Source organism: Kitasatospora sp. NPDC056731, from assembly GCF_040687675.1.
In the GTDB taxonomy this organism is placed as follows: domain Bacteria; phylum Actinomycetota; class Actinomycetes; order Streptomycetales; family Streptomycetaceae; genus Kitasatospora.
Genome location: NZ_JBFBNR010000002.1, coordinates 385,028 through 411,434, shown reverse-complemented (window position 1 = coordinate 411,434; position 26,407 = coordinate 385,028). Strand labels below are relative to the sequence as shown.

Here is a 26,407-nt window from a genome sequence, read left to right as displayed (position 1 = left end):
GTGGCAGCCACGGTCCGCGAGGTCGGCCGGGTCCTGGTGGAGAACTGCGGTTTGCGGCCGGAGAATCTCCTCACCCCGCTGATCGACCCACGCGACCCGATCGAGTTCGGCAACGCAGTGGTGGCGGCCGCTCGCGAGGCCGAGGACGTACTGCTGGTCTACTACGTGGGCCATGGACTGGTCAGCCCCGGCAACGAGTTGTACTTGGCGACCGCCGTCACCGACGACGTGGCCGAAGGGCTGGCGTTCAAGGCGCTGCCGTACCAGGCCCTGCGGGAGGCGTTCAGCAACTGCCGGGCAGGGTCGATCATCGTCGTGCTGGACTGCTGCTTCGCCGGGCGCGCTCGCGGCTCGTTCGGCACCGCGGCCAGCGACGGGTTCGCGCTTGCGGCGCTCAGCGGCACGTACCTGCTCGCCTCGGCCTCGCGGGACGAACAGGCACTCAGCCTTGCGGACGAGCCCTACACGGCGTTCACCGGAGAGCTCCTGCGCTACCTGCGAGAGGGCGAGCCGGGTGGGCCGCCGGAGCTGACCCTGGAGGCCGGCTACCGCCACCTGCGCCGCGTCCTGCCACTGCTCGGACTGCCCGCGCCGGAGCGACAACTCAGCGGCCGCGCCGGAGACTTGGTACTGGCGGCCAACCCGGCTGCGGCTCCGCCGCCGGCCGTTCTCCCGGGCGGCGGCCCGCCGATCACCGGCCGGGTGGATGAGCCGGTCTGTCCCTATCCAGGGCTGGAACCGTTCACAGCGGACGACGCCCGGTACTTCTTCGGCCGCGACGAGCTGACGAGCGAGGTGCTCGGCAAGCTGGCGGGATGGTCGAGCACGGGAGGGCCGATCGCCCTGGTGGGACTCTCCGGCGCGGGGAAGTCCTCGCTGCTGCGGGCCGGCCTGCTGCCCGCGGTCAAACGCGGGGAACTGCGCATCCCCGGAGCCGGGACCTGGCCACAGTTGGTCCTCACCCCTGGCGAACACCCACTGGACGCTCTCGCCGGCCTCCTCGCGGAACCGGCGGGCCTCCCCCGGGCCACGGTGCTGAACGAACTCCGCACCGATCCGGCCGGCGCGGCCGCGCTGGTACGCCGCGCCCTGCACCGGTTGGGCGGCGGACGTGAAGTGCCCGGAGGGCGGCTGCTCCTGGTGGTGGACCAGTTCGAGGAGTTGTTCACGGCCTGCCAGGACGAGGCGGAACGGCGCGCGTTCGTCGTGGCGCTGTGCACCGCGGCAGGCCAACCACCCGCCGGTTCGGATGAAGCCGGTGAGGGTGCCACACCTCCGGCCACAGTGGTGCTCGGTATCCGAGCGGACTTCTACGCGGCCTGCATGGCCTACCCCGAACTCGTCGACGCGCTCAAGGAGCGCCAGGTCACGGTCGAGCCGATGACGCCCGAGCAACTGCGCGAAGCGATCGAGAAGCCCGCCGAACTGGCGGGTCTCACCTTGGAAGCGGGCCTCGCCGACACCCTGCTGCGCGACCTACGGGCGGGCGGCAACCTCTCCAGCAGCGACTTCTCCGGGGGCACCCTGCCGCTGCTCGCGTACGCGCTCTGGCTCACCTGGGGCCGCCGGGCAGGGCGGATCCTGACTCTGGCCGGATACAGCGCCACCGGCGGAATCTGGGAGGCCGTCACCCGACACGCGGATCTCACCTACGAAGCGCTGAGCCCGGACGCTCGGCGGGCCGCCCAACTGATGCTGCTCCGGATGGTCCGCATCGGCGAGTCCACCGAGGACACCCGGCGCCTCATCGACCTCGCGGGGCTGCGGGCCGAGCGCCCGCCGGGCGAGGCCGCCGCGATCGACACCGCACGCGACGCACTCGCCCGTGCCCGCCTGATCACCCTGGACGGGGACACCGCGCAGATCACCCACGAGGCGCTGCTGCGAGCCTGGCGGCGGCTGCGCGGCTGGATCGAGAGCGGTCGGGCCGACCTGCTGGTCCAGCAGAAGCTGCTGGAAGCCGCAGAGGAGTGGGAGCGCGCCGGGCGGGACACCGGAGTGCTCTATCGAGGTGCCACGCTCGAGCTCGCCCGGCGGCTGCACGGCGGGCCCGAGGACAGGAAGCCGATCGGTGCAGCGCGCGAGCGGAGCGGCGAGCCGCCTACCGCGATGGAGGCCGAGACCTACGGACGGGGTGCGCGCGAGCGGAGCGGCGGGACCACACGGCTCGCCGAGGAGTTCCTCGCCGCGAGCGTGCGTGCGGACCAGCGGCGACGGCGCGTCCGCACCGGCATCACCGGCGTGCTCGCGCTACTGCTGGTGGTCTCGCTGATCGCCGCCGGCCTCGCCTTCAAGGGGCAGCAGCAGGCCCTGCGGCGCCAGCGTGAGGCCGCTGCGCTGGCACTGCTCAGCCAGGCCGACACCGCCCGTGGCAACTCCCCGCAGCTGGCCCTGCGTCTGGGCATCGCGGCCGACACCCTGCACCACACTCCACAGAGCACCGCCAACCTGCTCAGCACCCTGCTCACGCCCTACACCGGCACCCTGATCGGTCCGCGCGGCACGGTCGTCGGTTTGGCGTTCGCCCCCGGCGGTCGGATCCTGGCGGCCGCGGACGAGGACGGCACCGTGACCCTCTGGAACACCAGCGATCCGGACCACCCCACCCGACTCGGCGAGCCACTGACCGCGAGCCCGAACGGGCTCTACGCGGTCGCCTTCAGCCCGGACGGGAACACCCTGGCCGTCGGCGGCGCGGACGGTCGTGTCCTGCTGTGGGACGTCAGCGCGCCGGACCGGCTCCGCCCGCTCGGCAACCCGCTCTCCGGACCGAACGGGGTTGCCTGCCTCGCCTTCGCTCCGGACGGACGCACTCTGGCCGCCGGTGGCGGTGACGGCGGCGTCTGGCTGTGGGACCTGCACCGACCCGACCAGCCGCAGCCACTGGGCAAGCCCCTGACCGGACACACCGGCAGGGTCGAATCGCTCGCCTTCCGGCCCGACAGCCAGGTGCTGGCGGCCGGCGGAGCGGACACAACCGTCCTGCTCTGGGACTTGGGCGACCCGAAGGCTCCACGGGTACTCGGCGGACCGCTCAAGGCCCGCAGCAACGAGGTCACCGCGCTCGGCTTCACCCCCGACGGGCACGGCCTGGCCACCGGCGACGACTTCGGCCAGGTACTGCTGTGGAACGTCGACGACCCGGCCAGTCCCCGCCAGCTGGGTCAACTCCCGGACCGAAACACCCCGGTGCGGGCCCTGATCGTCAGCGCCCATCAGATCGACGTCGCCGAGAGCGACCACACCACCAGCACCTGGGACACCACCGACCCCGCGAACCCTCGTCAAATCGGCGGTACTACCCTGGGCCGCACCAACTGGTCGCTCGCGGCTGCCTTCAGCTCCCAGCCGGATCGGCAGGGCCACGAGGCCCAACTGCTTGCGACCGGCAGCACGGACGGCACCGTGATCCTCTGGGACTCCAGGGGAGCCGGCGCCAGGACCACGCTGCTCGCCCGCCTCGGCGGCCGCACCGACACCGTGGCCTCGCTCGCGGTCAGCCCGGACGGCCGCACGCTGGCCACAGGCGGAGGCGAAGGCTCGACCGTACTCTGGGATCTCGGGAACCGGCAGCAACCGAGCAAGATCTCCCCCGCCCTGACCGGGCAGTCGCGCTCGGTGGACGCCATGGCCTTCAGCCCGGACGGACACCTGCTGGCCACCGGAAGCCTCGACACCACCGTGATCCTGTGGGACACCGCAGATCCACACCACCCCCGGCAGCTGAGGCAGTTCACCGCCAACACCGGCGGAGTCCAAGCGCTCGCCTTTGCCCCGGTGGGGCACCTCCTCAGCACCGTCGGCGGAGACGGCACGGCGCAGCTCTGGGACACTTCCGATCCGGCCCGCCCCCGGCCGGTCGGCCGGCCGCTCACCGGCCATCGCAGCACCGTCGCCGCCGTGGCCTTCACGCCGGACGGGCACACGATGGCCACCAGCGGCTGGGACGGGACGGTGATCCTCTGGAACACCGAGGACCCCGCCCACCCGCAGCAGCTGTGCCAACTCGACGGCCACACCAACTGGGTTGTCGCGCTGGCGTTCAGCCCCGACGGACGGACCCTCGCGACCGGAAGCCTGGACGCCACTGTCATGCTCTGGGACACCAGCAGACCGGCCGAAACACACCGCCTCGGCCAGCCCCTGACCGGTCACAACAGTGGGGTGCAAGCGCTGGCCTTCAGCCCGGACGACCACACCCTCGTATCCGGGAGCGCCGACCGCACGGTGATCGTCTGGGATGTGACCAACCCGGTCCAGCCCTACAACCTCGGCGGCACCAGCACCCGGACCGGCGCGATCACCGCGGTCGCCGTCACCCCGGACGGGAAGACTCTCCTGTCCGGCGCCGAGGACAAGATCGTCAACGTCAACGACCTCGGCGCACTCGACGAACTGCGCGACCACGCCCATGCGCTGGCTTGCACACGGGCCGGCGGGGGACTCTCCGCCCCGGACTGGAGGGCCTACGTCCCGGGCTTGAGCTACCAACAGACCTGCTAGGACCTCCGGTCCGAGCCACTGCAATCGGAGCCGGACCTGAACGGCCGACCAGCCGAACGGCGTTGGTAGTGGCAGGCGTTCCCCGTGTTCCCAGCTGGAACGCTCCGGCTGCCTCATGACTCCACGCCATAGCCCGGACGCGGCCGGGTGGCCGGCCCATGCGGCCGGGAGCCGTTCGTCGACACCATGGCATATTCCGCAGACCCACCGACTGCTCGCCCGATACCCGCAAGAACGGGATACCGCCGAGATCCGGCGGCCTCCGAACGACGATCTCAGCCAAGTCGCCTTATTGGGTCTCTGCCAGATCCCCATGGACAGCAGGTCGGTGAGCACGGCACTCCTGGCCGGCCTGGAGAACACGATCCCGCGCGGGTCGGAGGTGATCAGCGCGGTTCGCCGGGATGCGCTCACGAACCAGAGCGACCGATCCCAGTTCACCACGGTGCTGCACAAGATGCTCGGGTACGGCGTGATCGGTAGCAGATGATCGTCCGTCAACGGGAGATTTCGGCGTTCGTCGACACGAGCAGGGCCTGCAGAAGCATGGTGGCGTGCCGGGCCTGTTCATGCAGACCTTGGTGAGGACCCTCCAGTTCTCCAGGCCGGCGAAGCCGTGCTCATTGGCTGCGGGTTCGCGGTTGACCAGCCGGTTCGCCTCCTTCTGGGCCTCGGTCAGCGGATGTCCCCGGGTCGCCCTGCGACCGGTGACGATCACCGGGTCGTCCGGGCCGTCGTCCAGACCGACGAAGCCGAGGTCGACCAAGGCGCCGAGGCCGGCTTCGCGGAGCTCGGCGCAGATCTTGTTGTGGCGCACGGTGGTGATCTCGCCGGAGCGGCCCGGCTTCGCCGCCGAGATCCAGATCAGGTTGCCCTTCTCGTCGGCCAGGGCGAGGAACAGCAGCCCGTGGACCTTGTGTTTCCCGCTGTAGTTGGGCCGGTTCTGGTCGCCGGTGCCGCGCCGGGTGCGGACCAGGGTGCCGTCCAGCAGTGTCGGATATCCCCTACTTCTCGTGGACCCAGCTCAGATGCCACGTCTCCAGGAGATCCACGTCGATCTCATCGACCGCCTACAGAAGGCCAAGGACCAGGGCTGGATCGGCGAGGCCGCCGCCAGCGAGACCACCTGGCCGCTGGCGCACAGAGACTGGGGGCCATGCGCGAGCGTGCAGCGCAACCTTCCACCGTCCACCTCGGCACGCCCGACTTCCGCCGGGATGCCGGACGAAGCAGCGCCGATGCGGAGGACCGAGCGCCAACGCTTTCCCGATCTCCGGCGGCAAGTCCTCGACCTGCAGGTTGGGCGCGGGCGGCGCCACCAACATCGGTTGCACCGTCAGCACCCAACTCAGCGATACTCCATGCCGACAGGACACGCGGCGAACTCGCTCGAAGGGCCCCGACCCGAGCTCCTGCAGGGACGACAGATGGTGAGGTTGAGATGGAAGCGACAGGCGCGCGGGCGGAGTTCAACTACTCTCTGACCGGCGACGACGACGAGGACACCCCTTGGGGTTTCGCTCAGGATTGCACAGGCTTGTTCGCGCCGCTCAAGAATGACCACCGGTTGGTCGACTTGCGCGGATGCGCACCGGAGGGCGGGCTGCTGGCCGCTCTCGACCGTGTTGGTGGACACGACGCCTGCGCGGGAAACGCCTACCTGACCCTGCTCGATACCGCTGGTACCACGATGGGGTCTTACTTCGTCGGTGGTGTCACCGTGACCGCCGTCAAGCCATCAGTTCTCGGTGAGGGCCTCTTCGATGTCTCGGTACGGCTCTGGTGTCAAAATGCGCTTCCTGGCTCCGCCGGGGTGTGGGAACTGATCCGTACCGGGCAGTTGAACCGAAATGGACTGTGGAGATCCATGGGCCCGGCGGGCCGTCTTGCATGGTTGTCCGTGGCTATGTTGTCCCGGGAATACCGGCACCGGAACGACGATGGCGACCGGTCACCGGGACAAGTGTTCAGGATGGACGGCCGTCAGGTCATCGACGTCGACAGCTTCTACTGCGCGCTGGGCGAAGCGATCGACGGACCCGGCGGATACTTCGGCTGGAACCTCGACGCCTTGGACGACTGCCTCGGAGGAGGCTGGGGTGCCTCTTCTCCGTTCACGTTGGAATGGCAGCACTCGGAGGTAGCCAGGACGCGGCTCGTGAGACAGCGTGCGCTGCACGAGGGCACTGCGGCCCTGTTCGAGGTTCTCCTTGAGATCTTCGCCGACCACGGGGTCGAGGTCGTCCTGCAGTGAGGCAGCGAGTACCCATGGCGCACCGCGCGCTGACGGATGGCGGCCGGGCAGTAGCTGGCGGTGCGACACGCCCGAATGCTCCCGGGCGCCAGGATTTCCAGCCACTACTTTCAGCGGCTCAACTGCGATCCGCCCCGCCAGGCCGCCAGCTGGGTTAGGTGTGCGTGTGTTGCGGAAGTGGCGGTTGGTGCCTTGGTAGTGCGGGAGACTCACGCCACGGATGGGATCTATCGACTGCGGCGCCAGACGAACCGCTGGGCGCGTTTCGCCGAGGTCAGCGTGCGCCTGGTCCCGGTGGCGAGTGCCGGCATTGTGGTCCGTGCGGCGGTGTTCGGCCGAAATGGCTCGGCAGTCGTCGATGACGCGGGGGACCCGGGCGCCGAGGCGGAAGCGCGAGAAGGCGTCCGGTACGCGCTGAGGGAACTGCCCGCCGGCATCCGCGGCTGGCTGGTGGAGATCACCGGGATTGTCATCGCTCCTGCTGACACCGGTCCGGGCGACGTGAAGTTCGCTGCCGCCCACGCCGTCTGGCATGCGCTGGGACACCTGCCGTCCCGCCCTCCGTTCACGGGTGAGGACGGGAACCCGGTGTTTCCAACGGAGGAAACTCCTGATCGCGGCCTGTGATGATCTTGGTGCGGGACGCGGAGGCCTGACGGACGAACACTGGGTCCGGCTGGAGGAGTTGCTGCCGGCGGGTAAGAAGCCAGGGCGGCTTCCGTCGACTCCACCGCCTGCCGGGCCCATCAGCACGCCGCCAGGGCGGCGAAAAGGGGGTACTCAGTCCGTGGGCCATGTACGGAGGTCGGTCAAACGGAAGTCGGTCAATGTGAGCAACCGGTAGCGGTCTTCGTCCGGTGCCATGACGAACGGCTGAAAGAGTTCCGGCTCAGACCATGGGAGCTCTCCGGCGATCCGGGCGAACTCGGCAAACGGCAGATGGTTCAGGGCCCCGCCGCAGATGGCAGGAGGCCTCGCCGCCAGGCCACAGCAGCGGCCCGTCGGCCGAGCTCTCGGCCGGGGACGGGCTGCCGGCGCGCGGGTGGAGGCGTATTGCGTCGCGGCGCAGCGGCACCAGTTCGGGGAAGAGCTGCTCCACATCGACGGGGCGTTGCGGGGTCGTGCGGGTACATCGAGCTGGTGCTCACGCTGGTGGACCTCGACGACGCCGCGGAGCGCCGCGCGGTCGTCCGGCGGGTGACCGCCGCACTGCTGGGCTGAGCCCGTCCGCGGCTCGGGGACGGTGGCCGGTCGGGACGGGTGCGGTCATCTGACCGATCCCCGCGCCCGTCCCGGTACCGGCTATCGCAGTCAGATGACCGCTGCCGTGCCCGCGACTGCCGCGGCACAGTGGAGACGCTCGACGAGCAGACACCTCGTCACCACACCATGGGAGTCACCACCGTGAACAACCTGTCCGGCAGGCTGGCCAGGACGGCCGGCGCCCTGGGCCTCGCCGTGGCCGCGCTGACCACCGTGTCGGTCTCCCCCGCGGCGGCGGGCACCGCCGCCACGGCCGGCTGCACGAAGTACTTCAAGTTCGACAACGTCCAGGTCGAGGTGGACAACCGCTCGGACGGCTGGGTGTGGATCAAGGTCGGTGACGGCACCTACTTCAAGGGCTCCGTCCGCGCCACGGACGACTTCAACAGCGAGAAGACGGAGCTGGCGGTGGACCAGGGCAAGGACGTTGCGACGAAGTACTGGGCGAGGATCAAGAGCATCAAGATCTGCGGCACCAAGTACCTCGGCTGGACCCCGCCCCGCCCGTACTGGACCTACTGCACCAACGAGATCAACGTCTACTGAGCAGGACCCTGCGGTCCGGGCCGCTCGGCCCGCTGGCCCAACCCGCCGTCGCGGCAGGGGCGGTGAACCCTTCGGTTCCTTCGCCGCCGCCTGCCGTGCCGGCACCACCAGCACACCTGTCGACCTGGGCGACTTCGGCACCTGCCACACCCTGTCGGCGCCGGCCCGCTCCGTCCACGTCGCCTCCGGCTCCGCGTCCGTGATGCTGTACCCGGACGGCGGCTGTGCCGGCGCGTACCCGTGGGCCACCGGCTCGCTGGCCCAGGCCAACCTGCCGTGGGCGATGTGGAGTTACCGGGTGGTCCCGGCCTGACGGACGCCGCAGCGGCTTCGGACGGCCGCCTCGGGCGGAGGCCTTGAACGCCGGTACCGGGGGTGTGAGAGCCAGTCGGCTCGCGCCCCCGGTACCGGCGTGTTCCGTTGGGGCCTGGTTGTCCCGGCCGGCCTTTGTGCCGGTCAGGCCTAGCGTGCCTGGGCCCAGCTGTAGAGGCGGTGGGCACTGTCACCGAGGCGGGTGGCGTACAGCGTGCCGGGCTGCCCGCCCACGAGGTCATCCGTGGTGGTGGTGACGCCGACGACGGTGCCGGCGCCGGTCCGGGTGTCGAAGCGGGCGAAGTGCGGGCCGCCGCTCGCCCCGTGGGTCATGTCGCAGGACTCGCCCCACAGCAGGGGCGCCTTGGGGGCCGGCCGGTCCGGTCCGGCGCAGTGGATCATGCGTGAACCGGCGTACTTGGCGCTGGGGTCGTTGAGCCGGTCCTTCGGGTAGCCGAAGGTGTGGATGAACTCGCCCGCTGCGGGCTCGGTGAACGCGATCCGCTGGCTTCCGGTGACGTCCGCGATCCGGCGCCCCTCGGCTGACGGGTTCGCCACGAGGACCCCGGTGTCGTAGCCGGCGACGGCGACGTCGTTCGAGGTCGTGCTGCCCGGATCGGCGTCCCAACGGGAGGACGTGGCCGTCGACTTGATGCTGAATCCGCCGAGCGGCTTCGTCCCGTTGCGGTAGCCGGGCACGAAGTAGAGGTTGTGCTGCCAGGTGTCGTCGGTGGCGGGAGCACCGACGCCCCGCAGGCAGTGCGCCGCGGTGACGACGGTGCTGCGGTTCGTGCTGTTGACGACGGTCGCGGTGCAACTGCCGTCGTAGCCGTCGGAGAAGGTGAAGAAGAGCCGGCCGACGCTCCGGTCCACCGCGCCGCCGTGGGTCCAGACGGCGCCGGGGTCCGGCGTGTTCGGCGGGAGCGGACGCGGATCGTCGGGCGTGGTGTCGTCCTCGGGCACGGGGGTGATCTCGGGAACCATGGCGCCCGCCAGCTTCATTCGCGCGGCGGTCCAGTAGGCGTCGATCCGGCCGCGCTCCTGGGCGGTCGTGGCGCCGGCGTGCGAGGTGACGGAGTCCCGTTCCGCGGCGAAGGCCGCGGTGGGCAGCAGCACCGCCGCTGCCGTGGTCGCGCTCAGCAGGAGGGCGCCTGCGGCGGAGAGGCCGCGGGGAAGTTCTCGGCGTGTGACTGACATCGTTGCCCATCTCGGTCGGGTGCGGTTCATGTCGGGTGCGGTTCATGTCGGGTGCGGTTCGCGTTCGGGTGCGGTCCGTACGCGGGGGGCGGCCGCGGTCCGCCCCGCGCGTCGCGGATATCCGGCACTGTAGGAACAGAACGTCAGGTCCTCGTCTGGGGCGCGTTTCGCTCTTCCATCGGTACCGTCAGGTTCCGGTAACGACGTCTCGTCCTCGTACCGGTGCCGGGTGTGCGCTCCGGCCCGGTTCCAGCCGCAGTTCACGGCCGACGGAGAGGCGGCCGACGGGCTAGTCGAGGTCCGTCGGGACCATGGTTGTGCTCCGCACCGCGAGGGGCTCCCCGGGCTTCGCAAAAAAGGAGCTTGAGGCCACTGGCGCGCGTGTTGTACTTGGCGCATGGGGGTTGGCGACGGTCGGATGCGGTTGCGGGTGACGAGCCACCCTGTTGCCGATCCCGAATCCGGGCTCAGCCGAATCCTGAGCGCTGGTCCCATGCTCCGCAACACTTTCGTCCGCCCGCCCGACTACCGAGTCGGGTATCTGAGCGCAAGCCGCGCCGATCTCCTTCGGCTCGGCGCTCTGTTCCGCGTCGCCGCGGCGAGCCCGCACAGCGCGATCTACATTCCGGTCCCACCGGGCGCCCATCCGATGGCCTCCGCCGGCGGCGACTCCCATCCGATGCCCATGCTCCTGGCCCGTGAGGACACGGGACTGCGGCCGTCCGACTGGCCGGATCTGCGGCACAGGATGCGCCGCGCCTCGGCGCCGTTGAGGGTGACCGCCCCAGCGGCACGGTCTCCCGACCGTCCCGACGACGTCCGTCGCCGAGCCGATCGCCACCCCGCCCGCTTCGCCGAGTACGCCGCGACGATCGTCATCACCGCCCGTGCCGAGCTGCTGTTCTGGATCGGCGACTGGCTCACCGCCGCCGGCGACCGCGTCGCCCAAGACCCCCACGTCCATCAGCACGGCGAGAGCTTCCTCGGCGACATGGTGGGCTTCTTCGACCCCAGGGGCACGGACCAGCCCATGCACGCGTTCTGCGTGGTCGCCGTCGAACCGATCTTCCACCAGGCCCGCTGGCGGAAACAGCGAACACCCAACTGAAGCAGCGGTGGTAGCCGAAGCCCGCCGCGTCGAGGGCCTGCGTCCGCGGCGGCCGGTCCGTCCCGACCGGTCAGTCCCGACCGGTCACTCCCGGTCGAGCAGTGCGGCGAGGTAGTGTGCCACCTCGCCGCACAGGTCCTCCGGTGTCGGCACGTGCCAGTGTCCGCTTCCCGCTGTGGCGTTGAACAGCAGCCCGTCGCACCAGCGGATCAGCCGTCGGGCGTCGGCCGCCGGGTCGGCCGAGCCGCTCTGCGCCAGCAGGGCGGCAGCGGTGTCGGTGAAGCGCGCGCCCAGCCGGTCGTAGCCGGCGCGCAGTTCGGGCCGGCGGGTGGCTTCCAGGGCGAGTTCGAGGCGGGCCAGGGTGAGCCTGCGCCCGGTGGTGAGCGCCTCGTACAGCAGTTCGGCCACTCCCTGGGTGAGCAGGTGACGCGGGCAGCAGTCCGGCGGGGGCCCGCCGGCCATGACCAGGTGGCCTCCGGTCTCGCGTTCGACGATGCGGGTGAGGGCGAGGTCGAGCAGGGCGGCCCTGGTCCGGGCGAGATTCGAGGTCGAGCCGGCGGGCAGTCCGGCCTCCTCGTCCACGGCGCGGTGGGTCAGCCCGCGCAGGCCGCGCTCGGCGATCAGGGCGATGGCGGCGTCGGCGATCAGCGTCGGGCGCGGCGGTGTCATGGATCCGGTCCTGGCCTCTCTCTTCAGGGGGTCCCGGCCCGGAGCGAGCCCAACCCCCTCACACCAACACTATCCCATCCCAACTACAGGTGTAGTACGGTGCGGGAAGTGGTCACTACAGCCGTAGTGTCGGGAGAGGAGTTCACTCATGGGCGCGTACCAGGCGATCGTCATCGGCGGCGGCATCGGCGGACTCTCCGCCGCCCTCGCCCTCCACCGCCAGGGCATCCCCGTGACCGTCCACGAGCGCGCCGCCTCGCTCGAACCCGTCGGCGCCGGACTCGCCCTCGCCCCCAACGCCCTGCGCGCCCTCGACCGGCTCGGCATCGGCGAACGCCTGCGCGCCCTCGCCACCCCCCATCCCGCCGTCGGCCTGCGCCACCCCTCCGGACGCTGGCTCGCCCGTACCGACACCGCCACCTTCGAGGCCTGCTTCGGCGACACGATCGCCGCCGTCGCCCGCGCCGACGTCATCGCCGCCCTGGTCGACGCCCTTCCGGACGGCGCTGTCCGCACCAACTCGCCCGCCGCCCTCGTCACCCCCGGAAGCACCACCGGAGGCACCCCCGGAAGTGCCACCGGAGGCACCCCAGGAAGCACCACCGGACCAGCCGTCGTCTGGACCCCCGACGGGGAGCGGCCCGCCGCCCTGGTGGTCGCCGCCGACGGCCTCCGCTCCGCCACCCGCGCGCTGCTCTTCCCGCAGCACCCCGGCCCCCGCTACAGCGGCTTCACCACCTGGCGCACCGTCGTGTCCCCCACCCGCCGGCCTGATGCCGTGGGCGAGGTCTGGGGACGCGGACAGCTCGCCGGCGTCGTCCCGCTCGCCGACGGCCGGGTCTACGTGTACGGCGCCGCCCTCGCCCCGGCCGGCGCGCGCGCCGCCGACGGCGACGAGAAGGCCGAACTCCTGCGCCGGTTCGGCACCTGGTGCGCGCCCGTGCCCCAACTCCTCGCGCTCGCGGAACCCGAGCGTGTCCTGCGTCACGACGTCTGGGACCTCGCCGACCCCCTGCCCGCCTACCACCAGGGCCGGGTCGCCCTCCTCGGCGACGCCGCCCACGCCATGTGCCCCTTCCAGGGCCAGGGCGCCTGCCAGGCCATCGAGGACGCCGTCGTCCTCGCCTCGGCCCTGACTCCCGGCGCGGACCCGGCCACCACCCTCCCCGCCTACACCGCCGCACGCCTCCCGCGCACCACCGCCATCGTCACCGGCTCCCGCCATACCGGCGACCTCGTCGCCCTCCACACCCCCGCCGCCACCCGCCTGCGCGATGCCGCCCTCACCCTCGCCGGCCTCCTCCCGGCCCGCACCCTGCTCAACCGCTCCGCCCGGACGTACAACTGGCAGCCCCCGGCCCTCGACGCAACGGCCTGAGCACGGATCGTCCGCCACTCGCCCGGGACCAGCCGGTGGGCTGGAGGCCGAGGCGGCCGGCATGCGGGGCGAAGTGCGCGGGGCGGTCTTGCCCGCGAGTTCGGGGACCACGACGATCCGTCGGAGGCCTTCGACCCGATGCGCGGGATCGCAGTGCAAGCGATCGATGGCCGGGCGGGCCGGTAGAGCGGCCAGGCGCGTTCCGCGGGTGACGCAGGTCATAGGAACCCGCGCGGGCGGGGCACCAGATAGGGGGCGTGGACTCTTCAGATCGAGATGTGCGCGCGAGGGTGCGGGCCGGCGACCGGGACGCGTTCGGCCGGCTCTTCGACACGTATGCGCGCGCGGTGTACAACCACGTGTTCCGGCTCACCGGGGACTGGTCGACGGCGGAGGACGTGATGTCGTTGACGTTCCTGGAGGCCTGGCGCCGGCACGACCGGGTCGAGGCGGAGGGCGGGTCGCTGCGGCCCTGGCTGCTGGGCATCGCCACGAAACTGGTCAGCAACCAGCGCCGGGCCGCCCGGCGGCACTGGCAGGTACTGGCGCAGCTCCCGCCGGCCCGCGAGGACGTTCCCGACTTCGCGCAGGAGGTGGCCGGGCGGATCGACGACGCGGCGCGGATCGCGGTCCTGCACCAGTCGCTGGCGCGGTTACGCCGCCCGGACCGTGAAGTGCTGGCCCTGTGCGTGTGGGCGGGCCTGGACTACCAGGAGGCCGCCGAGGCCCTGGGCGTACCGGTGGGCACCGTACGCTCACGCCTGTCCCGGGCCCGGGCCCGGCTGCACCGCCTCGCCGAGACGGCCCAGCGCCGGGCGCAACGGAAAAAAGTGGAACCCGGCCGTGGCCGGAACCAGATCCAGGGTGGGTCCGCGAGTGCGGCCCCGTCCACGAAGGAGGTACACCAGTGAACGCCGGACAGCGGCCGGAGCCGGTCGAGCGCGCGGAACTGCTCGGGCAGGTGCCCGTGCCGGCCGAGCGCGACCTCCCCGCAGGACGCCACGCCCTACACCGGGAGCGCCTGATGCGCCAGATCGACCTCGACACCCCCGCCCCAACCTCCACCCCCGCCCCGGCCCCCGCCAGGCCGCGCTTTCGGCGGCGGCTGGCCGTCACCCTCGCCGGTGCGCTCGTCGTGGGTACGGTCGTGGCCGTGGCCGTGACGCAGTCCTCGCGGGGCGGCGCCAGCGGGCCGCTGAGCTCTGCGGAACTGGCCAGCTGGACCGGTGTCCCGACACCGCTGGCCGCTTCGACGGGCCCGGGCGCCACCGCCGAGAAGTGGTGCCTGGACCGGATGGCCGACGGCCCGGGCGCCGGGGCACCCGTCAAGATCACCAATGCGGACCTACGGGGCAAGGTCGCCTCCATGGTCGTCAACCGCGGCGGCAAGGCCATGCTCTGCTACGTCGCCTCGGAGACCAGCGGCCTGCTGGAGGCGATCGACCCGGTGAAGAACGTGGCGGCCGATGCGGTCACGTACGACACGGGCGGCTCCCACGGCGACGGGGACGCCATGTTCAACTACGCGCAGGGCTCCGTGGGGGCCGGCGTGAAGGCGATCACCATGCAGGTCGCCGGACGCACCTTCCAGGTCACCGTGGCGGACGGCCGCTGGACCGCCTGGTGGCCCGGGACGATGTCACACCGTGCCGTCCCCGACACGGTCACCGTCACCCTCGCCGACGGCACCACCCGCGTCGTCAGCGGCAGCTCGCTGTTCACCAGGTGAGACCCAGGTGAGACCTCCCGGGTGCGCGCTGAGCGCCTGGACCAGGCGGCGCCCGGTCGGGCCTGCGCGCTCCCGGGCCGGCGGCGCATCCCGGCCCTGATCTCCTCCTCGGCGAACGCCGCGAGCGCGTCGGGCCTGGCCGTGGGCCGCGTCCGCCGTTCGCGGCGTTTGCGGCGTTCGCAGTGTTTGCGGCGTTCGCGGCGTTTGAGGCGTTTGCGGAGGGGCCGCGGGCGGGGGTGACGTCCTCCCCTCCGGTACCGGCCCTGCCCGGGAACCGAAGCGGACAAAGTAGGATGACTCAACTCCCGCGCTACGCGCGAAGAGTTCCATAAATGCCCTATTTGTTCGATTTATCTCCGCTTCACACGCACGGAGCCACCCTCATGGACAACCCGTCGAACGCCGACACCGGCGGCGCGATAGAAACCCGCGGCATCGAACCCGTCCCCGACCACGAGCGCGGGGGCAGAGTCCGCGAGCTCTTCCCGACCTGGGTCGCCGCGAACATCAGCGTCCTGCTGCTCACCATGGGCGCCGCCCTGGTGGTGTTCAACCAGTTGAACTTCTGGCAGGTCCTGATCGTCGCGGCGTGCGCCGCGCTCATCTCGTTCGGCCTGGTCGGCGTGCTGTCGGTCTCCGGCAAGTGGGGCGGGGCGCCGGGCGCGACCCTCTCGCGGGCCACCTTCGGGGTGCGCGGCAACCTCTTCCCCGGCGCGGTGCTCTGGATCGCCCGGTTCGGCTGGGAGACGATCAACGCCGTCACCGGCGCCTACGCCGTGCTGACCGTCCTCGACCTGCTCTTCGGCGTCAAGGCCAACACCGCGCTGATCGTCGTCACGCTCTTCGCCTTCGTCGCCTGCACCTTCCTGGTCTCCGGCATGGGCCGCAAGGCGCTGAACGTCTGCAACACCTGGTCGACGTACCTCTTCGGCGTCTTCAGCGTGCTGGTCCTGGGCTACCTGGTCGCCACCATGCACTGGAGCGAGGTCTTCGCCAAGCCCGCGGGCACCACCGCGATGATGATCGCCGGCATCGGGACCATCGCCGCCGGCGGCATCAGCTGGGTCCCCACCGGCCCGGACTTCGCCCGTTACCTCCCGCACTCCGCCTCCGGCAGGAAGATCGTCGGCGTGACGGTCTCCGGCGCCGGCCTGGTGATGGTGCCCATGGTGCTCATGGGCGCCGTGATGGCGGTGGCCTCACCCGGCCTCGCCCAGGCCGCCGACCCGGTCTCCTTCCTCGGCGACCTGCTGCCGACCTGGCTGGCCGTGCCCTACCTGCTGACCGCGATCGTGGGCATGCTGCTGATCAACAGCCTCTCCATGTACTCGGCCGGCTTCACCGCGCAGACCATGGGCGTCAAGCTGCCGCGCGCCACGGCCGTCAGCATCAACGCCGTGATCTCGCTGGTCGGCGGCCTGCTGCTGATGCTGGTCGCCAAGAGCTTCCTGGGCTCCTTCATCACCTTCCTCATCCTGCTCGCCGTCTCCTTCTCGGCCTGGATCGGCGTCTACGCGGTGGACATGTTCCGGCGCCGTTCACGCGCGGTGCGCTACGACGCCGCCGGGCTCATGGACACCAGCAGGAACAGCCGCTACTGGTACACCGGCGGCTTCTGCTGGCAGGCCATGGTGTCCTGGGTGCTCGCCCTGCTGCTGGGGCTCGCCTTCACCAAGTGCGACTGGTTCGCCGGCCCGCTCTCCGACACCCCCGTCGGCAGGTACGGGCTCGCCTGGGCAGCGACCATCGTGATCTCCGCCGCGATCATGGCCGCACTCCCCGCACCCCGGGAGAACACCCCCGCCACCACCGCACAGCCCGCCGACCGCCGGGCGGAGCAGCCCGAACGGGCCACCGCCTGACCCCGCGGCACGGCCCACCACCCAACCCGACACACCCCGACCGCCCGGTCGCCGACTCACCCGAGCCGGCGACCGGGCGGTCCCGTTCTGCCACCACACCCAGGCACCGGCCGACAAGCCGGCCAAGCCCTGCCGACGGCGACCAGCACGCGCTGGAAGGAACCGCCCGCACCCACCGACGTGGCCCGAACGCCCACCCGGGGGTCTGGTTCGCTCCTGCTACGCCGCAACAACCGGCCCCTGCTCCCCGGGCCAGTTCATGCCCGGCCGGCCCTACGCCTTCGTCGTCGCCCGGGGCGTGAGGTCGGCGTCGACGAAGTCGCAGCGCGACGCAATGACATCAGGGTCGGCGGACTGCAACTCGTCGCATTTCAGGGTGACGTCGATGTACTCACGGTCCCCACTCAGGAGGCCTACCGTGAGCAAGGCGACGTGGAAGGTGTAGCGGGGTCCGGAGCCGGCAGGGTCCGGGATGCAGGCCCTGCCGAAGAACACGCCCTCACTCGTGTACTGCTCGCTGTAGTAGCCCGTGGGGCAGGTGTAGGCGTAGGCCGGGTCGGCGGCACGGGCCGGGGCCTGAACGGCGCTCACCGTCCCGGTGGCAAGGACGAGCGCTGCGGCTCCCATGCTGATCGGCTTCATGGCTTCACCTCTCCACATAGTCACTCTAAGTGCTCGAAACGCTACCGTGGATTCGCCCGCCTGTCCGCCCGGAGCCTCCGGGCCCGGGGCTACCGACCCAGGTCCGGTCCAGGTGCCGCACGCCTTGAGCTGGGGCGTCGCGACCCCCGGGACGGGTGGGCGAGGGTCGCCGCCCGGAGCCGCTCGTGCCGCGTCAGACGATCGTCGGGTTTCTACCAGGTGAGCAGAACGTAGCCGGGACCGCCGTTGTGGCCGCCGGTGACGGGGGCCGCTCCGGTGGTGCCGCTGCTCCCGGCCTGGCTGCCGGGGCTGGGATCGGGAGCGCCTCCGTGGCCTCCCTTGCCCCCGGCTGCGCCGCTCGCGCCGTCGAGGCCGGAGCCACCCTGGCCGACGCCGGCGGGAAGGGTGACGGGCAGGACCGCGGTGGACTGGCCGGGGGCGCCGCCCTGGCCGCCGGTACCGCCGCCTCCCCCGCTCGTGGACGGGCCGCCGGAGCCCACGCGGCCGGCGACACCGGTACCGCCGGCGCTCGCGGTGGTGCTGGACTGGCCGTCCCGGCCTCCGCTTCCCCCGCTGCCGGCGGCCAGAACGGAATTGAGTCCTGTGCAGCGGCCGGCCGTGCCGCCTGCCGCGCCCCCGCCTCCGCTGCCGCCCGCGGCCCCGGCGGCTCCCAGCCCGCCGACGCCGCCCTGGGAGCCGCCGGCCCTCTCGCCCCGGGCACCCCCGCCACCACCCGCACCGCCGGCGCCCTTGCCGCCCGGGTAGCCGCCGAACGACTGGGCGATCTGTTTGGTGGTCAGGGAGTAGACAGTGGACAGCTGCCCGCCGACGCTGTTGTTGGAGAAGTCGCTGGTACCCGCCGCGCCCGCGGTACCGTCCCTGCCCGGGGAGAAGAGGGAGTCGGCCCTTCCCCCGGACCCTCCGGCGCCGCCGGCTCCCCCGCGGGTCAGCGTCCCGGGCTCGCCCACACGGATCACGAGCCGTTCTCCGGGCTTGACGGTGAGCGTGCAGGACACGAACCCGCCGCCACCGCCCCCTCCACCACCCGCACCGCCGCCGCCACCCGCACCGCCACCACCACCGCCACCGCCGGCGGGCCCCAGGACGTAGCTCCCACCGCCACCTCCCCCGCCACCGCCTCCCCCGCCGCCGGCAGCACCACCGGCACCACCGCCGGCGACGACGTACACGGTCATGACGCTCACCCCCGCCGGCACGGGGAAACTGTAGGCGCCGGGAGTGGCGAACGCCCGCTGACCCGACGCGCGGACCGCGGCCACGGATCCCCCGTCCCGGGGGGCCGCCACAGCGGGAGGCACACCACTTCCCACCAGGCACCCCAACACCACGGGAACCCCCGTGACCACCCGCCGCAACCGCACAGCCCCAGCGTCCGACCCAGCCATGACACCCTCCAGATCCCTCGGAGACGAAACAACGGCACACCGACGGCACACACCGGCCGACCGGTCACCTCATTAACCCCAGAACTCCGCCCTGCCCTCGCGATCCGCCAGCACCGTCACCCGACACGGCGAACACGCGTGCCCGGAAAGACGCACCACCACCACCGCCGGAACCAAAAACCGGGGCAGCCGACCCCGACAGACCACGACGGTCCGGGCACGACCCCGCGTCCGGCCGCCGGGCAAGCCGGTTCACCAGCGCAGGCGCCGCGCCACTGCGGCCGAGTTCGAGTCCGTCTGCCGAATGTAGTGACTCCGGCAGTCGGAGCAGGTCATGCTGAGACCGGGCCGCCCCGCACCTCCCTCGCCGAACTGGCCGTTCACCAAGGAGAGTTGCATGGCGGCCCACTGTGCGGGCAGGGAGTGGAAGCGGCATGGGTACGCGCCCCCGGCGCACCCCCTCATCGTGATCGGCTGCACCACTTCACGCAATGACGTCCACGCACCGGGGGCGGGCCACCGACACGCTCATCCACCAAGGGAGCACAGCATGCGCATCAGGAAGACTCTCGCCGCCCTGGCCGTCGTCACTTCAACGATGGTCGGCGTGGGCGTCGCAACCGTCGGCACCGCGTCCGCCTCCGACAGCGGCTCCGACAGCGCCACCAGCAACAACGGCGCGTGGTACCAGGTGTACGCGAACGGCCCGACCGTCGGGTGGCACGTCAACGCGGGCCGCACCGACGAGCGGTTCTACCTGACCGCCGGGGACACCTGCGGCCACACCTACAGCTGGAACTGGAACGACGTGGCCGACGCCGGGACGAACAACGCGTGGTGGCAGTTCGCGTGCAACCTGTCATGGGCGAACCTGTACCCGACCAACAACGGCAGCCAGTCCGGCCGGACCGTCTCGCGATGATCCACGTCGCAGACACCGTCATCCCGCTGCCCGGCGGCACGACGGGCGGCTGAGCGCCGCGCGCCGGCTGGTACTTGCTCACCGCCAACCGACCTCGCCCCTGCACCGATACCTGCACCGATCCCCGCTGCGGTCGTTGTGGGACGCACTCCGGAGGTGACGGCACCGGGTGTCTCCCGGGGCCGTCCCCGACCGGGCACGGCGCCCGACTGGCCTGGACGACGAAGGAGCCGGCCAGGCACCGGCAAAAGCACGGTGCCCGGCCGGCTCCCGGCCGGCTCCCGGCCGGCTGTGTCCCTGGAGACGGGACTACGGCGCCGGGCTCAGCTTCTTCCACGGCCGGCCGCCGTTGGCCTCCGCCGTGCCGGGGGTGGCGGTGGTGTACCACTGGGCGTACCAGTAGTAGCCCTGGTACTTCACGAACGCGGCCGTCGAGGCGGCCGGGTCGCCGGTGAGGAGGTGGGTCTCCCGGACGGTGGCTCCGCCGGCGACCTCGATGTCGCTGCCGCTCGCGGAGCGGAGCTTGAACAGGCCGTTGTGCTTCGGCCCGCCGGGCGCCCCCTCACTGCCGTTGTCGGCGATCGGGACGAGCCGCCACTTCTGCTCGTTGCGTCCGTTGCACGCGAGCGAGGCGATGTCCTGCCGGGAGGCGGTGGCGGTCAGGCACCTGCCGCCGCCGGAGACGGTGTACAGGCCGCCGCCCGCGTCCTGGATCCGCCAGTACTGGTTGGGGTTCTGGTCGTTCAGCTCCACGAGGTGCGCGCGGGACTGGTCGGGGTTGTTGTCGATCATCATGGGCTTCCCGGTCTGGCTGTCGCCGTACTCGAACATCCAGCCCTTGTCGCCCTTGTCGTACATCCGCCACAGCCGGCCGCCGTCGGGCCGGTAGACCTGGCCCTGCTTCCAGTCCGGGGCCTGGCAGGAGCTGCCGGCCGCGGGGGCGGGCGGGGCCACCGTCCGCACGTCGCGGCGTTGGTCCCCGGTCGAGCCGTACTCCCGTCCGCCGATCTTGAACGTCACGTTGGACGGCCCGGTGACCGGCAGGTAGTACTTCAGGTCGATGTCCCGGGACTTGCCCGGCGCCAGGTCCTCGCAGTAGCCGAGGGTGAGGGTGAGCCGGTGGAAGTCCCCCTTGAGGCCGCCCGTGTTGGGGCCGGTGTGGCCGGGCACGAGGCCCTTCATCTCCTTGTAGTCGTTGTCCTTGACGATCGGCGGCATCGAGGTGGGCAGGTCTAGGGCGATCTCGGTGCCCTGGGCGAGGGTGACGCCGGAGTTGTTGGTGATCCGCAGCTTCGGCTGGACGGGGTAGAAGTCGTTCTCCCCGGTGGGGAAGTCCACCAGTTCGGCCTTCACGTCGATCACCTCGGCCGGCTGCGGCCGGCCGCCCGCCTTGGTGCTGCCGGCGGCGCCGGCGCCCTTGAAGGCGTTGTCGAGGCGGGTGGTCAGGTCGTAGCCCATGCCCCATTCCCCGCCCTGGCGCTGGGCGTAGTCGCCGGCGAGCTCCCAGATCATCGCGCCGCCGATGCCCTTGTCGACGATGTAGCGGGCCTTGGCGTCGATCGACTTCTCGTTCTCGGTGGAGAGGAACACCTTCTTGGCGTCGTTCCACAGCCAGGGCGACTGGAGCGCGTCCGAGTACTTCGGCGCGTAGGTGCCCGTCAGCTGCCCGGTCGGCAGGCCGGTGTCGACGCCGTAGGACCTCAGGTAGCCGGGGGTGCGGCCGTCCTGGAGGTTCTTGGTGTGCCACAGCGGGTTCGACCCGGCGCCGACCTCCCGGTCGTTCTCCAGGTCGTGCCAGAGGTTGTCGATGCCGACCGCGCCCCGCCCGCAGGACTGCGCGTTGGCGGGCCCGCGCCCGCCGGTGCCCAGCGGGCACTGCGCCTGGTCCGCCATCGCGGCCGTGCCCCAGAGCCCGTCGGTGCCGCCCTGAACGTCGCGCCAGCCGCGGGAGTAGTACGGGACGCCAAGGTTGATCCGGCCGGCCGGCAGGGCGCCGCGGTAGTAGTGGTAGGCCCAGTCGGTGTTGAAGTAGCCCTCCTTCTGGAAGTCCTTCGTGTTGGGCGCCTGGTCGTTGTAGATCCCGGCGTCGGCCAGTTCGTTGTCCTTCCCGTCGTCGTAGAGCGGGGCCTGCGGGCCGACGAACTTGTTCCAGGAGCCGTGCAGGTCGTAGGTCATGACGTTGACGTAGTCCTGGTACTGGAGCGCCTGCCCGGCGTCCAGCCCGCGCACCAGGTAGCCGGAGGAGGAGCCGGCCGACGTCAGCAGGTAGTAGCGGCCCTTGTCCGCGCCCGACCGGTCCAGCTTCTCCCGCAGCGTCTTCATCAGCGCGTTGTAGCCCTGCTGGAGGCCCTTGCGGCGCGGGTTGGAGACGTCCCAGTCCAGCGGGTTGCCGGTGTTGGGCAGCGCCGTCGGGTACTCGTAGTCGATGTCGACGCCGTTGAACCCGTACTGGTCCAGGAAGGCGCTGACGGAGTCGGCGAACGCGTCGATGCCCGGCTGGTTCACCGAGCCGTCGGCGTTGGTGGTCATCGCGTAGAAGTTCCGGGTGCCCGCCCAGCCGCCGACCGAGATCAGCGTCTTCACCGCCGGGTGCTGCTTCTTGTACGTGTTCAGCAGGTTGAAGTGGCCCTTGTACGGGAGGGACGGATCCATGGCGTTCTTCTCGCCCGGCCAGCTCAGGCCGGTCGCCGGGTTGGCCGGGTCGTTCGGGTCGCCGATGCTGATCCGGTTGTCCTTGACGTCGGCGAACGCGTAGTTGACGTGCGTCACCTTCGACCAGGGGATGTTCGACGCCAGGTACTTCGGGTCGCCGTTCACGCCCGCTCGCCACCCGGTGAAGTAGCCCACCACGCGCCGGCTGCGGTCGTTGCCGACCCACTCGCGGCCCGCGCCGTCGTACACGTCGCAGTACCGCGCCGCCACGCCCTGGGTGGGCGTCATGCCCTCGGGGCGGCAGTCCCCCGAGGCGGCCGGCTTGGTGCCGCGACCGTCCGGGGAGGCGTCGAACGGGTCGCCCGCGTCACCGCCGTCGGGCTGGCCCACCGGGCGGGCGGACAGCTGCCACTTCTGGGCGTCGGACCGGTTGCAGTCGTAGATCTGCAGCGGCCGGCCGGTGTCCGAGCCGGGGACGTCCAGGCACTTGCCCGAGTTCGGGTTCCGCAGCTCCTGGCGCGCCGAGTAGATCCACTTCTGGGCGGCGGAGCCGTTGCACGCGTACAGCTGGACGGCCGTCCCGTTGTCGGCGCGCCCGGCGTCGACGTCCAGGCACTTGGCCAGGGCCTGCAGCGTGCCGTCGGCCGCGACCGTCCACGCCTGGCCGTCGGAGCCGGCGCAGTCCGCGAGCCGGATCGGGGTCCGGTCGTCCCGGCTGCCGCCGCGCGGCTCGACGCACTTGCCGCCCAACCCGCGGATCGTGCCCACCTGCGTGCCCGTCCCGCTCTCCCGGAACTTCCACCGCTGGGCCTGGTTGTTCGCGTCACAGGCCGTCACCGCGAGCGCGGCGCCCCCGGCGCCGGCGGTCAGACAGCCGCCGTCGGCACCGCTGACCAGGGTGTACCAGCCGGTGCCGGTGCCCTTGGGCTGCCACACCTGGTTGGCGTTGCCCTCCTGGGCCTGGATGAGGTGGGTGGTGTGTGGCCCGGGATCGTGGTCGACGACCATGTCGGGCTTCGCCGACGCGGCGATGCGCCAGTTCCCGGCGCCGAGCGAGCGCATCACCCACCGCTGGGCGCCGCTGCCGTTGGGCTCGTACGCCTGGACGCTCGTACCGGCGGCGGTGCTGCTGCCGCTGAGGTCCACGGCCATGCCGGTGGCCGAACGCAGCTCCACCTGCTGGCCCTCGCGCGGGTCCGTGCCGGAGGCCGGGTCGCGGGGGGTGATGACCACGTCGCCGGGGTACTCGATGTTCCAGTACTGGGTCTCCTGGACACCCTTGGCGCAGAAGTCGTTGCTGACCCAGTTGAGGTCCCTGGAGCGGTTCCCCGGGTCCTGCGTGAGACACCTGCTGTTCTCGCCGATGGACAGCGCGACCCGGCCGTCGGCCGCCTTCGACACGTACCAGCCGGTCTCCTTGGGGCCGATGTTGGTCCAGTTGTTGTAGCGGTCCAGGTAGCGCCCGTCGTGCTGCACCGACTGCAACGAGATCTGCGAACCCACGTTGTGGAGCAGCCACCGCTGGCTGGCCTTCCCGCTGTCCGGGCGGGTGACGAGGTAGTCGTCGAACTTGTCGGTCTCGGTGTCCAGCACCTCCCCCGTCCGGGCGTTGCGCAGTCGGACCACGCCCTCGCGCACCGCGGAGGCGTCGGGAGTGACCTTCACGCCGTCGCCGGAAGCGGCGCAGTGGTAGATGAACAGATCGGACGCCGCCTTCCCGAACTCGGTCAGGCACTGCGACAGGGCCCGCTGCCCGAAGGCGTTGGGGTGGATGGCCTCCTGGATGTCACCCTGCGCACTGGGCGTGATCCACCCCGTCTTCGGAAGGTACGGGACCCAGCGGACCCACTCGGCCTTCGAGGCCGGCAACGGGCTTGCGCTGTTGTTCGCTGCCGTCGCCTGCTCCGCGCTCTTCGCGCACAGCTCGTGCCCGGCGAAGGCGTTCTGGACGTCCAGGAACTTCGCGCCGGCGCTCCCCGCGGCCTGGCGCAGCATGTCGCTGATCTTCGGCACCAGCGTGTTGTGGGCCCAGTCCGCGTCGGGGTCGGCGAACGGACAGCCGCCCTCGCGGAAGCGCGCGTCGCTGACCACGCCGAACGGGTAGCGGAAGTTCTCCGCCGCCGGAATCGGGTTGGGGTAGGACTGGAGCACCAACTGGTAGCCCGACTGGCCGGCCTCCCTCATGGTGGTGCGGATCGCGGCGAGCGTCTTGACGATGTCCGCCTTCACGGCATCGACCTTGCGATCGACCTTGGCCGCCTTGTTGGGAGAGGAGCAGATCTCCACCCAGCGGTAGTAGGCCTGCGCGCAGTCCGAGACGATCCCGCTGAAATCCAGGTCGTTGCCGCCGATGGACACCACGACCATCCGGACGTCATAGGTGCGGGCGAGGTCGGCCAACTGCTGGATCTGCGGCTTCTCGTTGTTGCGCGACGCCGAGAGGATGTCCTCCGTCTTCGCGCCCGAGCAGGCGATGTTGAACCGCCGCTCGACGGGAATGCCCTCGAACTCCGTCCCCTTGATGGGTGCCACGTCGGAGCGGTCGCACTTGTTGCCGCCGTTGGCGTAGGACGTCGCGTCGTAGACGCAATCCTCCTTCGTACCGTCCGCCTTGGACCGGCAGCGGTCGCGCCGGTCCGTTCCCCAGACGTCCCCCTCCTCCTTCGTCAGGGCGTTGCCCGCCCAGCGGCCGCCCTCGCCGGAGATGTAGCTGTCCCCCATGGACACGATGGCCGGTTGCTTCCTGCTGCAGGCCTTGCCGCGTGCGGCGGTGGAACGGGCAACAGGCTGCGCAGGGGCGCAGTCGCGCTCGAACAACACCGCGTGGTGATCGGAGTAGGGGGTGTTCAGACGATAGGCCTGGTACTCGTCCGGGAGCAGGGAACTGCTGATCGCGTAGTCCAGGTTCTTTCCCTTGCCGTCATCGGGGTCAGGGCGCGGGGCCGGGTACGTCTCCCCGTCGGAATGCACGACGTGTGCCCCGCCCAGGTCGGCGGGCGTCCACGACGTCGCGGTCCTGTTGAAGTCACCGAGCACGGTCCAACTGTCGGGGCTCGCGTCCTCCCTGGCCGCGGCGATGCGATTGCCGGTGTCGTTACGGTCGTTGGAGGTGTTCGCCCCGTGCACGCTGTAGAACCACGTGCCGTCGGGAAGCCTGATGCCGAGCATGGGCTTGGGGTTACCCGGGACCTCGTTGTTCTGATCGTTGAGGGCCTGGCCGATGACATGAACGTTGTTGACGTCGAACGGGATCGGCAGGCCGCGGTCGACCACGAAACCGAGGTTCCTGGTGGCGTTCCCGTTCCGAGTGGCGAGGAAGATCAGGTCGTAGTTCGTCGCCTCGGTGAACGGCTTCTCACACTTGGTCACCGTCCATTGCGTCTTGACGTCGGTGTTGACGCCCTGCAGGTCACGGCCCAGGGTGACGAACTGTTGGGGGTTGGCGGGGCAGGGAACGGTGCTGCCCAACTCCTGGAGCGCCATGACCTGGGGTGCGTCAGTGGTGTTCAGGAGGTCGGCCTCCAGATTCCCACCCCCGCCCTTCCAACTGCCGTCCCAGCGGTTCTCGTTCTTCATGTTGAACGTGGCCGCCTTATAGGAATCCATGGCGGCGACGGCGGGCGCCCCCTGCGTGACCGCGAGGGCCTGCAACAGGCCCACGGTCAGGGTGAGGACGAGTGCCGCGGCGACTCGACGCCAGATGGTCGGTCGACATCGTGGAATCCCGCTCGGGGGGTGACTGCCTCGCATTGACGTGTGCTCCACGTCTTTCCTTCCGTTGACGGCACAGGGAAGTCGAGACTTTACGAAGCAGGAATTGATATTTGATCAACGCTTGTGTTGACGCCGGAGGCCGTGTGCGAGCCCGGAGGGCCCGTGGCGTCGGCGCGGGCCTGGACACGCCCTCCGCCGCCTGGGACGCCGGGGTCGACGGTGTGTTGATGCGCTGTCTACGCAGTCCTGC

Annotated in this window: 16 protein-coding genes and 1 pseudogene; 10 read left to right on the top strand and 7 right to left on the bottom strand. The window is 71.1% G+C overall.

Annotation, left to right across the window (positions count from 1 at the left end; translation table 11 throughout):
• Nucleotides 1-4,503, top strand: coding sequence for a caspase family protein (locus tag AB0R04_RS04020; protein ID WP_363367963.1), 4,503 nt, complete (start codon nt 1-3; stop codon nt 4,501-4,503).
• Between the two features lie 289 nt (nt 4,504-4,792).
• On the opposite strand, the gene AB0R04_RS04015 is transcribed toward AB0R04_RS04020, so the two are convergent.
• Nucleotides 4,793-5,479: a transposase family protein gene (locus AB0R04_RS04015; RefSeq protein WP_363368019.1), complete on the bottom strand. Its 687-nt coding sequence runs from the start codon at nt 5,477-5,479 to the stop codon at nt 4,793-4,795.
• 465 nt (nt 5,480-5,944) lie between these two features.
• Here AB0R04_RS04015 and AB0R04_RS04010 point away from each other — a divergent pair, with 465 nt between their 5' ends.
• Together AB0R04_RS04010 and AB0R04_RS04005 are read left to right on the top strand one after the other, a co-directional pair.
• Nucleotides 5,945-6,757, top strand: coding sequence for a barstar family protein (locus tag AB0R04_RS04010; RefSeq protein WP_363367961.1), 813 nt, complete (start codon nt 5,945-5,947; stop codon nt 6,755-6,757).
• Nucleotides 6,758-6,955: 198 nt separating this feature from the next.
• Nucleotides 6,956-7,384 carry a hypothetical protein gene (locus AB0R04_RS04005; protein ID WP_363367959.1) on the top strand — a complete coding sequence of 143 codons (429 nt, stop codon included), beginning with the start codon at nt 6,956-6,958 and terminating at the stop codon, nt 7,382-7,384.
• A gap of 355 nt (nt 7,385-7,739) precedes the next feature.
• Here AB0R04_RS04005 and AB0R04_RS04000 read toward each other — a convergent pair.
• Nucleotides 7,740-7,856: pseudogene (locus AB0R04_RS04000) on the bottom strand (DUF1963 domain-containing protein); the annotation flags it as partial.
• Between the two features lie 290 nt (nt 7,857-8,146).
• On the opposite strand from AB0R04_RS04000, the gene AB0R04_RS03995 reads away from it, so the two are divergent.
• Nucleotides 8,147-8,566 carry a hypothetical protein gene (locus AB0R04_RS03995; protein ID WP_363367957.1) on the top strand — a complete coding sequence of 140 codons (420 nt, stop codon included), beginning with the start codon at nt 8,147-8,149 and terminating at the stop codon, nt 8,564-8,566.
• A gap of 462 nt (nt 8,567-9,028) precedes the next feature.
• On the opposite strand, the gene AB0R04_RS03990 is transcribed toward AB0R04_RS03995, so the two are convergent.
• On the bottom strand, nt 9,029-10,075 hold the full coding sequence (locus tag AB0R04_RS03990) for a hypothetical protein (RefSeq protein WP_363367955.1): 1,047 nt from the start codon (nt 10,073-10,075) through the stop codon (nt 9,029-9,031).
• 493 nt (nt 10,076-10,568) lie between these two features.
• On the opposite strand from AB0R04_RS03990, the gene AB0R04_RS03985 reads away from it, so the two are divergent.
• Complete coding sequence (locus tag AB0R04_RS03985) at nt 10,569-11,183, top strand: hypothetical protein (RefSeq protein WP_363367954.1); 615 nt, start codon at nt 10,569-10,571, stop codon at nt 11,181-11,183.
• A gap of 84 nt (nt 11,184-11,267) precedes the next feature.
• Here AB0R04_RS03985 and AB0R04_RS03980 read toward each other — a convergent pair whose 3' ends face one another.
• A complete protein-coding gene (locus AB0R04_RS03980; protein WP_363367952.1) occupies nt 11,268-11,852 on the bottom strand; it encodes a TetR/AcrR family transcriptional regulator in 585 nt (194 codons plus the stop codon).
• Between the two features lie 148 nt (nt 11,853-12,000).
• Here AB0R04_RS03980 and AB0R04_RS03975 point away from each other — a divergent pair, with 148 nt between their 5' ends.
• The 4 genes from AB0R04_RS03975 (at nt 12,001) to AB0R04_RS03960 (ending at nt 16,821) form a co-directional block, all read left to right on the top strand.
• Nucleotides 12,001-13,230, top strand: a complete 1,230-nt coding sequence (locus tag AB0R04_RS03975; protein WP_363367950.1) for an FAD-dependent monooxygenase — start codon at nt 12,001-12,003, stop codon at nt 13,228-13,230.
• Between the two features lie 278 nt (nt 13,231-13,508).
• A complete protein-coding gene (locus AB0R04_RS03970) occupies nt 13,509-14,141 on the top strand; it encodes an RNA polymerase sigma factor (protein ID WP_363367948.1) in 633 nt (210 codons plus the stop codon).
• Entirely contained in the window at nt 14,138-14,959 is an 822-nt protein-coding gene (locus AB0R04_RS03965; RefSeq protein ID WP_363367947.1) for a hypothetical protein, read from the top strand. Before AB0R04_RS03970 ends, AB0R04_RS03965 begins: the two co-directional genes overlap by 4 nt.
• A gap of 383 nt (nt 14,960-15,342) precedes the next feature.
• On the top strand, nt 15,343-16,821 hold the full coding sequence (locus AB0R04_RS03960; protein ID WP_363367945.1) for a cytosine permease: 1,479 nt from the start codon (nt 15,343-15,345) through the stop codon (nt 16,819-16,821).
• A gap of 273 nt (nt 16,822-17,094) precedes the next feature.
• Here AB0R04_RS03960 and AB0R04_RS03955 read toward each other — a convergent pair whose 3' ends face one another.
• Nucleotides 17,095-17,463, bottom strand: a complete 369-nt coding sequence (locus tag AB0R04_RS03955; protein WP_363367943.1) for a hypothetical protein — start codon at nt 17,461-17,463, stop codon at nt 17,095-17,097.
• Between the two features lie 212 nt (nt 17,464-17,675).
• Nucleotides 17,676-18,659, bottom strand: coding sequence for a hypothetical protein (locus AB0R04_RS03950; protein ID WP_363367941.1), 984 nt, complete (start codon nt 18,657-18,659; stop codon nt 17,676-17,678).
• A 760-nt stretch (nt 18,660-19,419) separates the two neighbouring features.
• Between AB0R04_RS03950 and AB0R04_RS03945 the strand changes: the two genes are divergently transcribed.
• The gene (locus AB0R04_RS03945) at nt 19,420-19,791 is read left to right on the top strand and encodes a hypothetical protein (protein ID WP_363367939.1); all 372 of its coding nucleotides are present in this window, start codon (nt 19,420-19,422) and stop codon (nt 19,789-19,791) included.
• 309 nt (nt 19,792-20,100) lie between these two features.
• Here AB0R04_RS03945 and AB0R04_RS03940 read toward each other — a convergent pair whose 3' ends face one another.
• Nucleotides 20,101-26,049, bottom strand: coding sequence for a glycosyl hydrolase family 18 protein (locus tag AB0R04_RS03940; protein ID WP_363367937.1), 5,949 nt, complete (start codon nt 26,047-26,049; stop codon nt 20,101-20,103).
• Nucleotides 26,050-26,407: the final 358 nt, after the last annotated feature.

Excerpts from the sequence above, each read along its gene's own strand:
- AB0R04_RS03985 (WP_363367954.1), top strand. The coding sequence starts at position 10,569 with ATGCTCCGCAACACTTTCGTCCGCCCGCCCGACTACCGAGTCGGGTAT.
- AB0R04_RS03995 (WP_363367957.1), top strand. The coding sequence starts at position 8,147 with ATGGGAGTCACCACCGTGAACAACCTGTCCGGCAGGCTGGCCAGGACG.
- AB0R04_RS03940 (WP_363367937.1), bottom strand. The coding sequence starts at position 26,049 with ATGGATTCCTATAAGGCGGCCACGTTCAACATGAAGAACGAGAACCGC.
- AB0R04_RS03950 (WP_363367941.1), bottom strand. The coding sequence starts at position 18,659 with ATGACCGTGTACGTCGTCGCCGGCGGTGGTGCCGGTGGTGCTGCCGGC.
- AB0R04_RS03975 (WP_363367950.1), top strand. The coding sequence starts at position 12,001 with ATGGGCGCGTACCAGGCGATCGTCATCGGCGGCGGCATCGGCGGACTC.
- AB0R04_RS04010 (WP_363367961.1), top strand. The coding sequence starts at position 5,945 with ATGGAAGCGACAGGCGCGCGGGCGGAGTTCAACTACTCTCTGACCGGC.
- AB0R04_RS03990 (WP_363367955.1), bottom strand. The coding sequence starts at position 10,075 with ATGTCAGTCACACGCCGAGAACTTCCCCGCGGCCTCTCCGCCGCAGGC.
- AB0R04_RS03980 (WP_363367952.1), bottom strand. The coding sequence starts at position 11,852 with ATGACACCGCCGCGCCCGACGCTGATCGCCGACGCCGCCATCGCCCTG.
- AB0R04_RS03960 (WP_363367945.1), top strand. The coding sequence starts at position 15,343 with ATGGACAACCCGTCGAACGCCGACACCGGCGGCGCGATAGAAACCCGC.
- AB0R04_RS03945 (WP_363367939.1), top strand. The coding sequence starts at position 19,420 with ATGCGCATCAGGAAGACTCTCGCCGCCCTGGCCGTCGTCACTTCAACG.
- AB0R04_RS03955 (WP_363367943.1), bottom strand. The coding sequence starts at position 17,463 with ATGAAGCCGATCAGCATGGGAGCCGCAGCGCTCGTCCTTGCCACCGGG.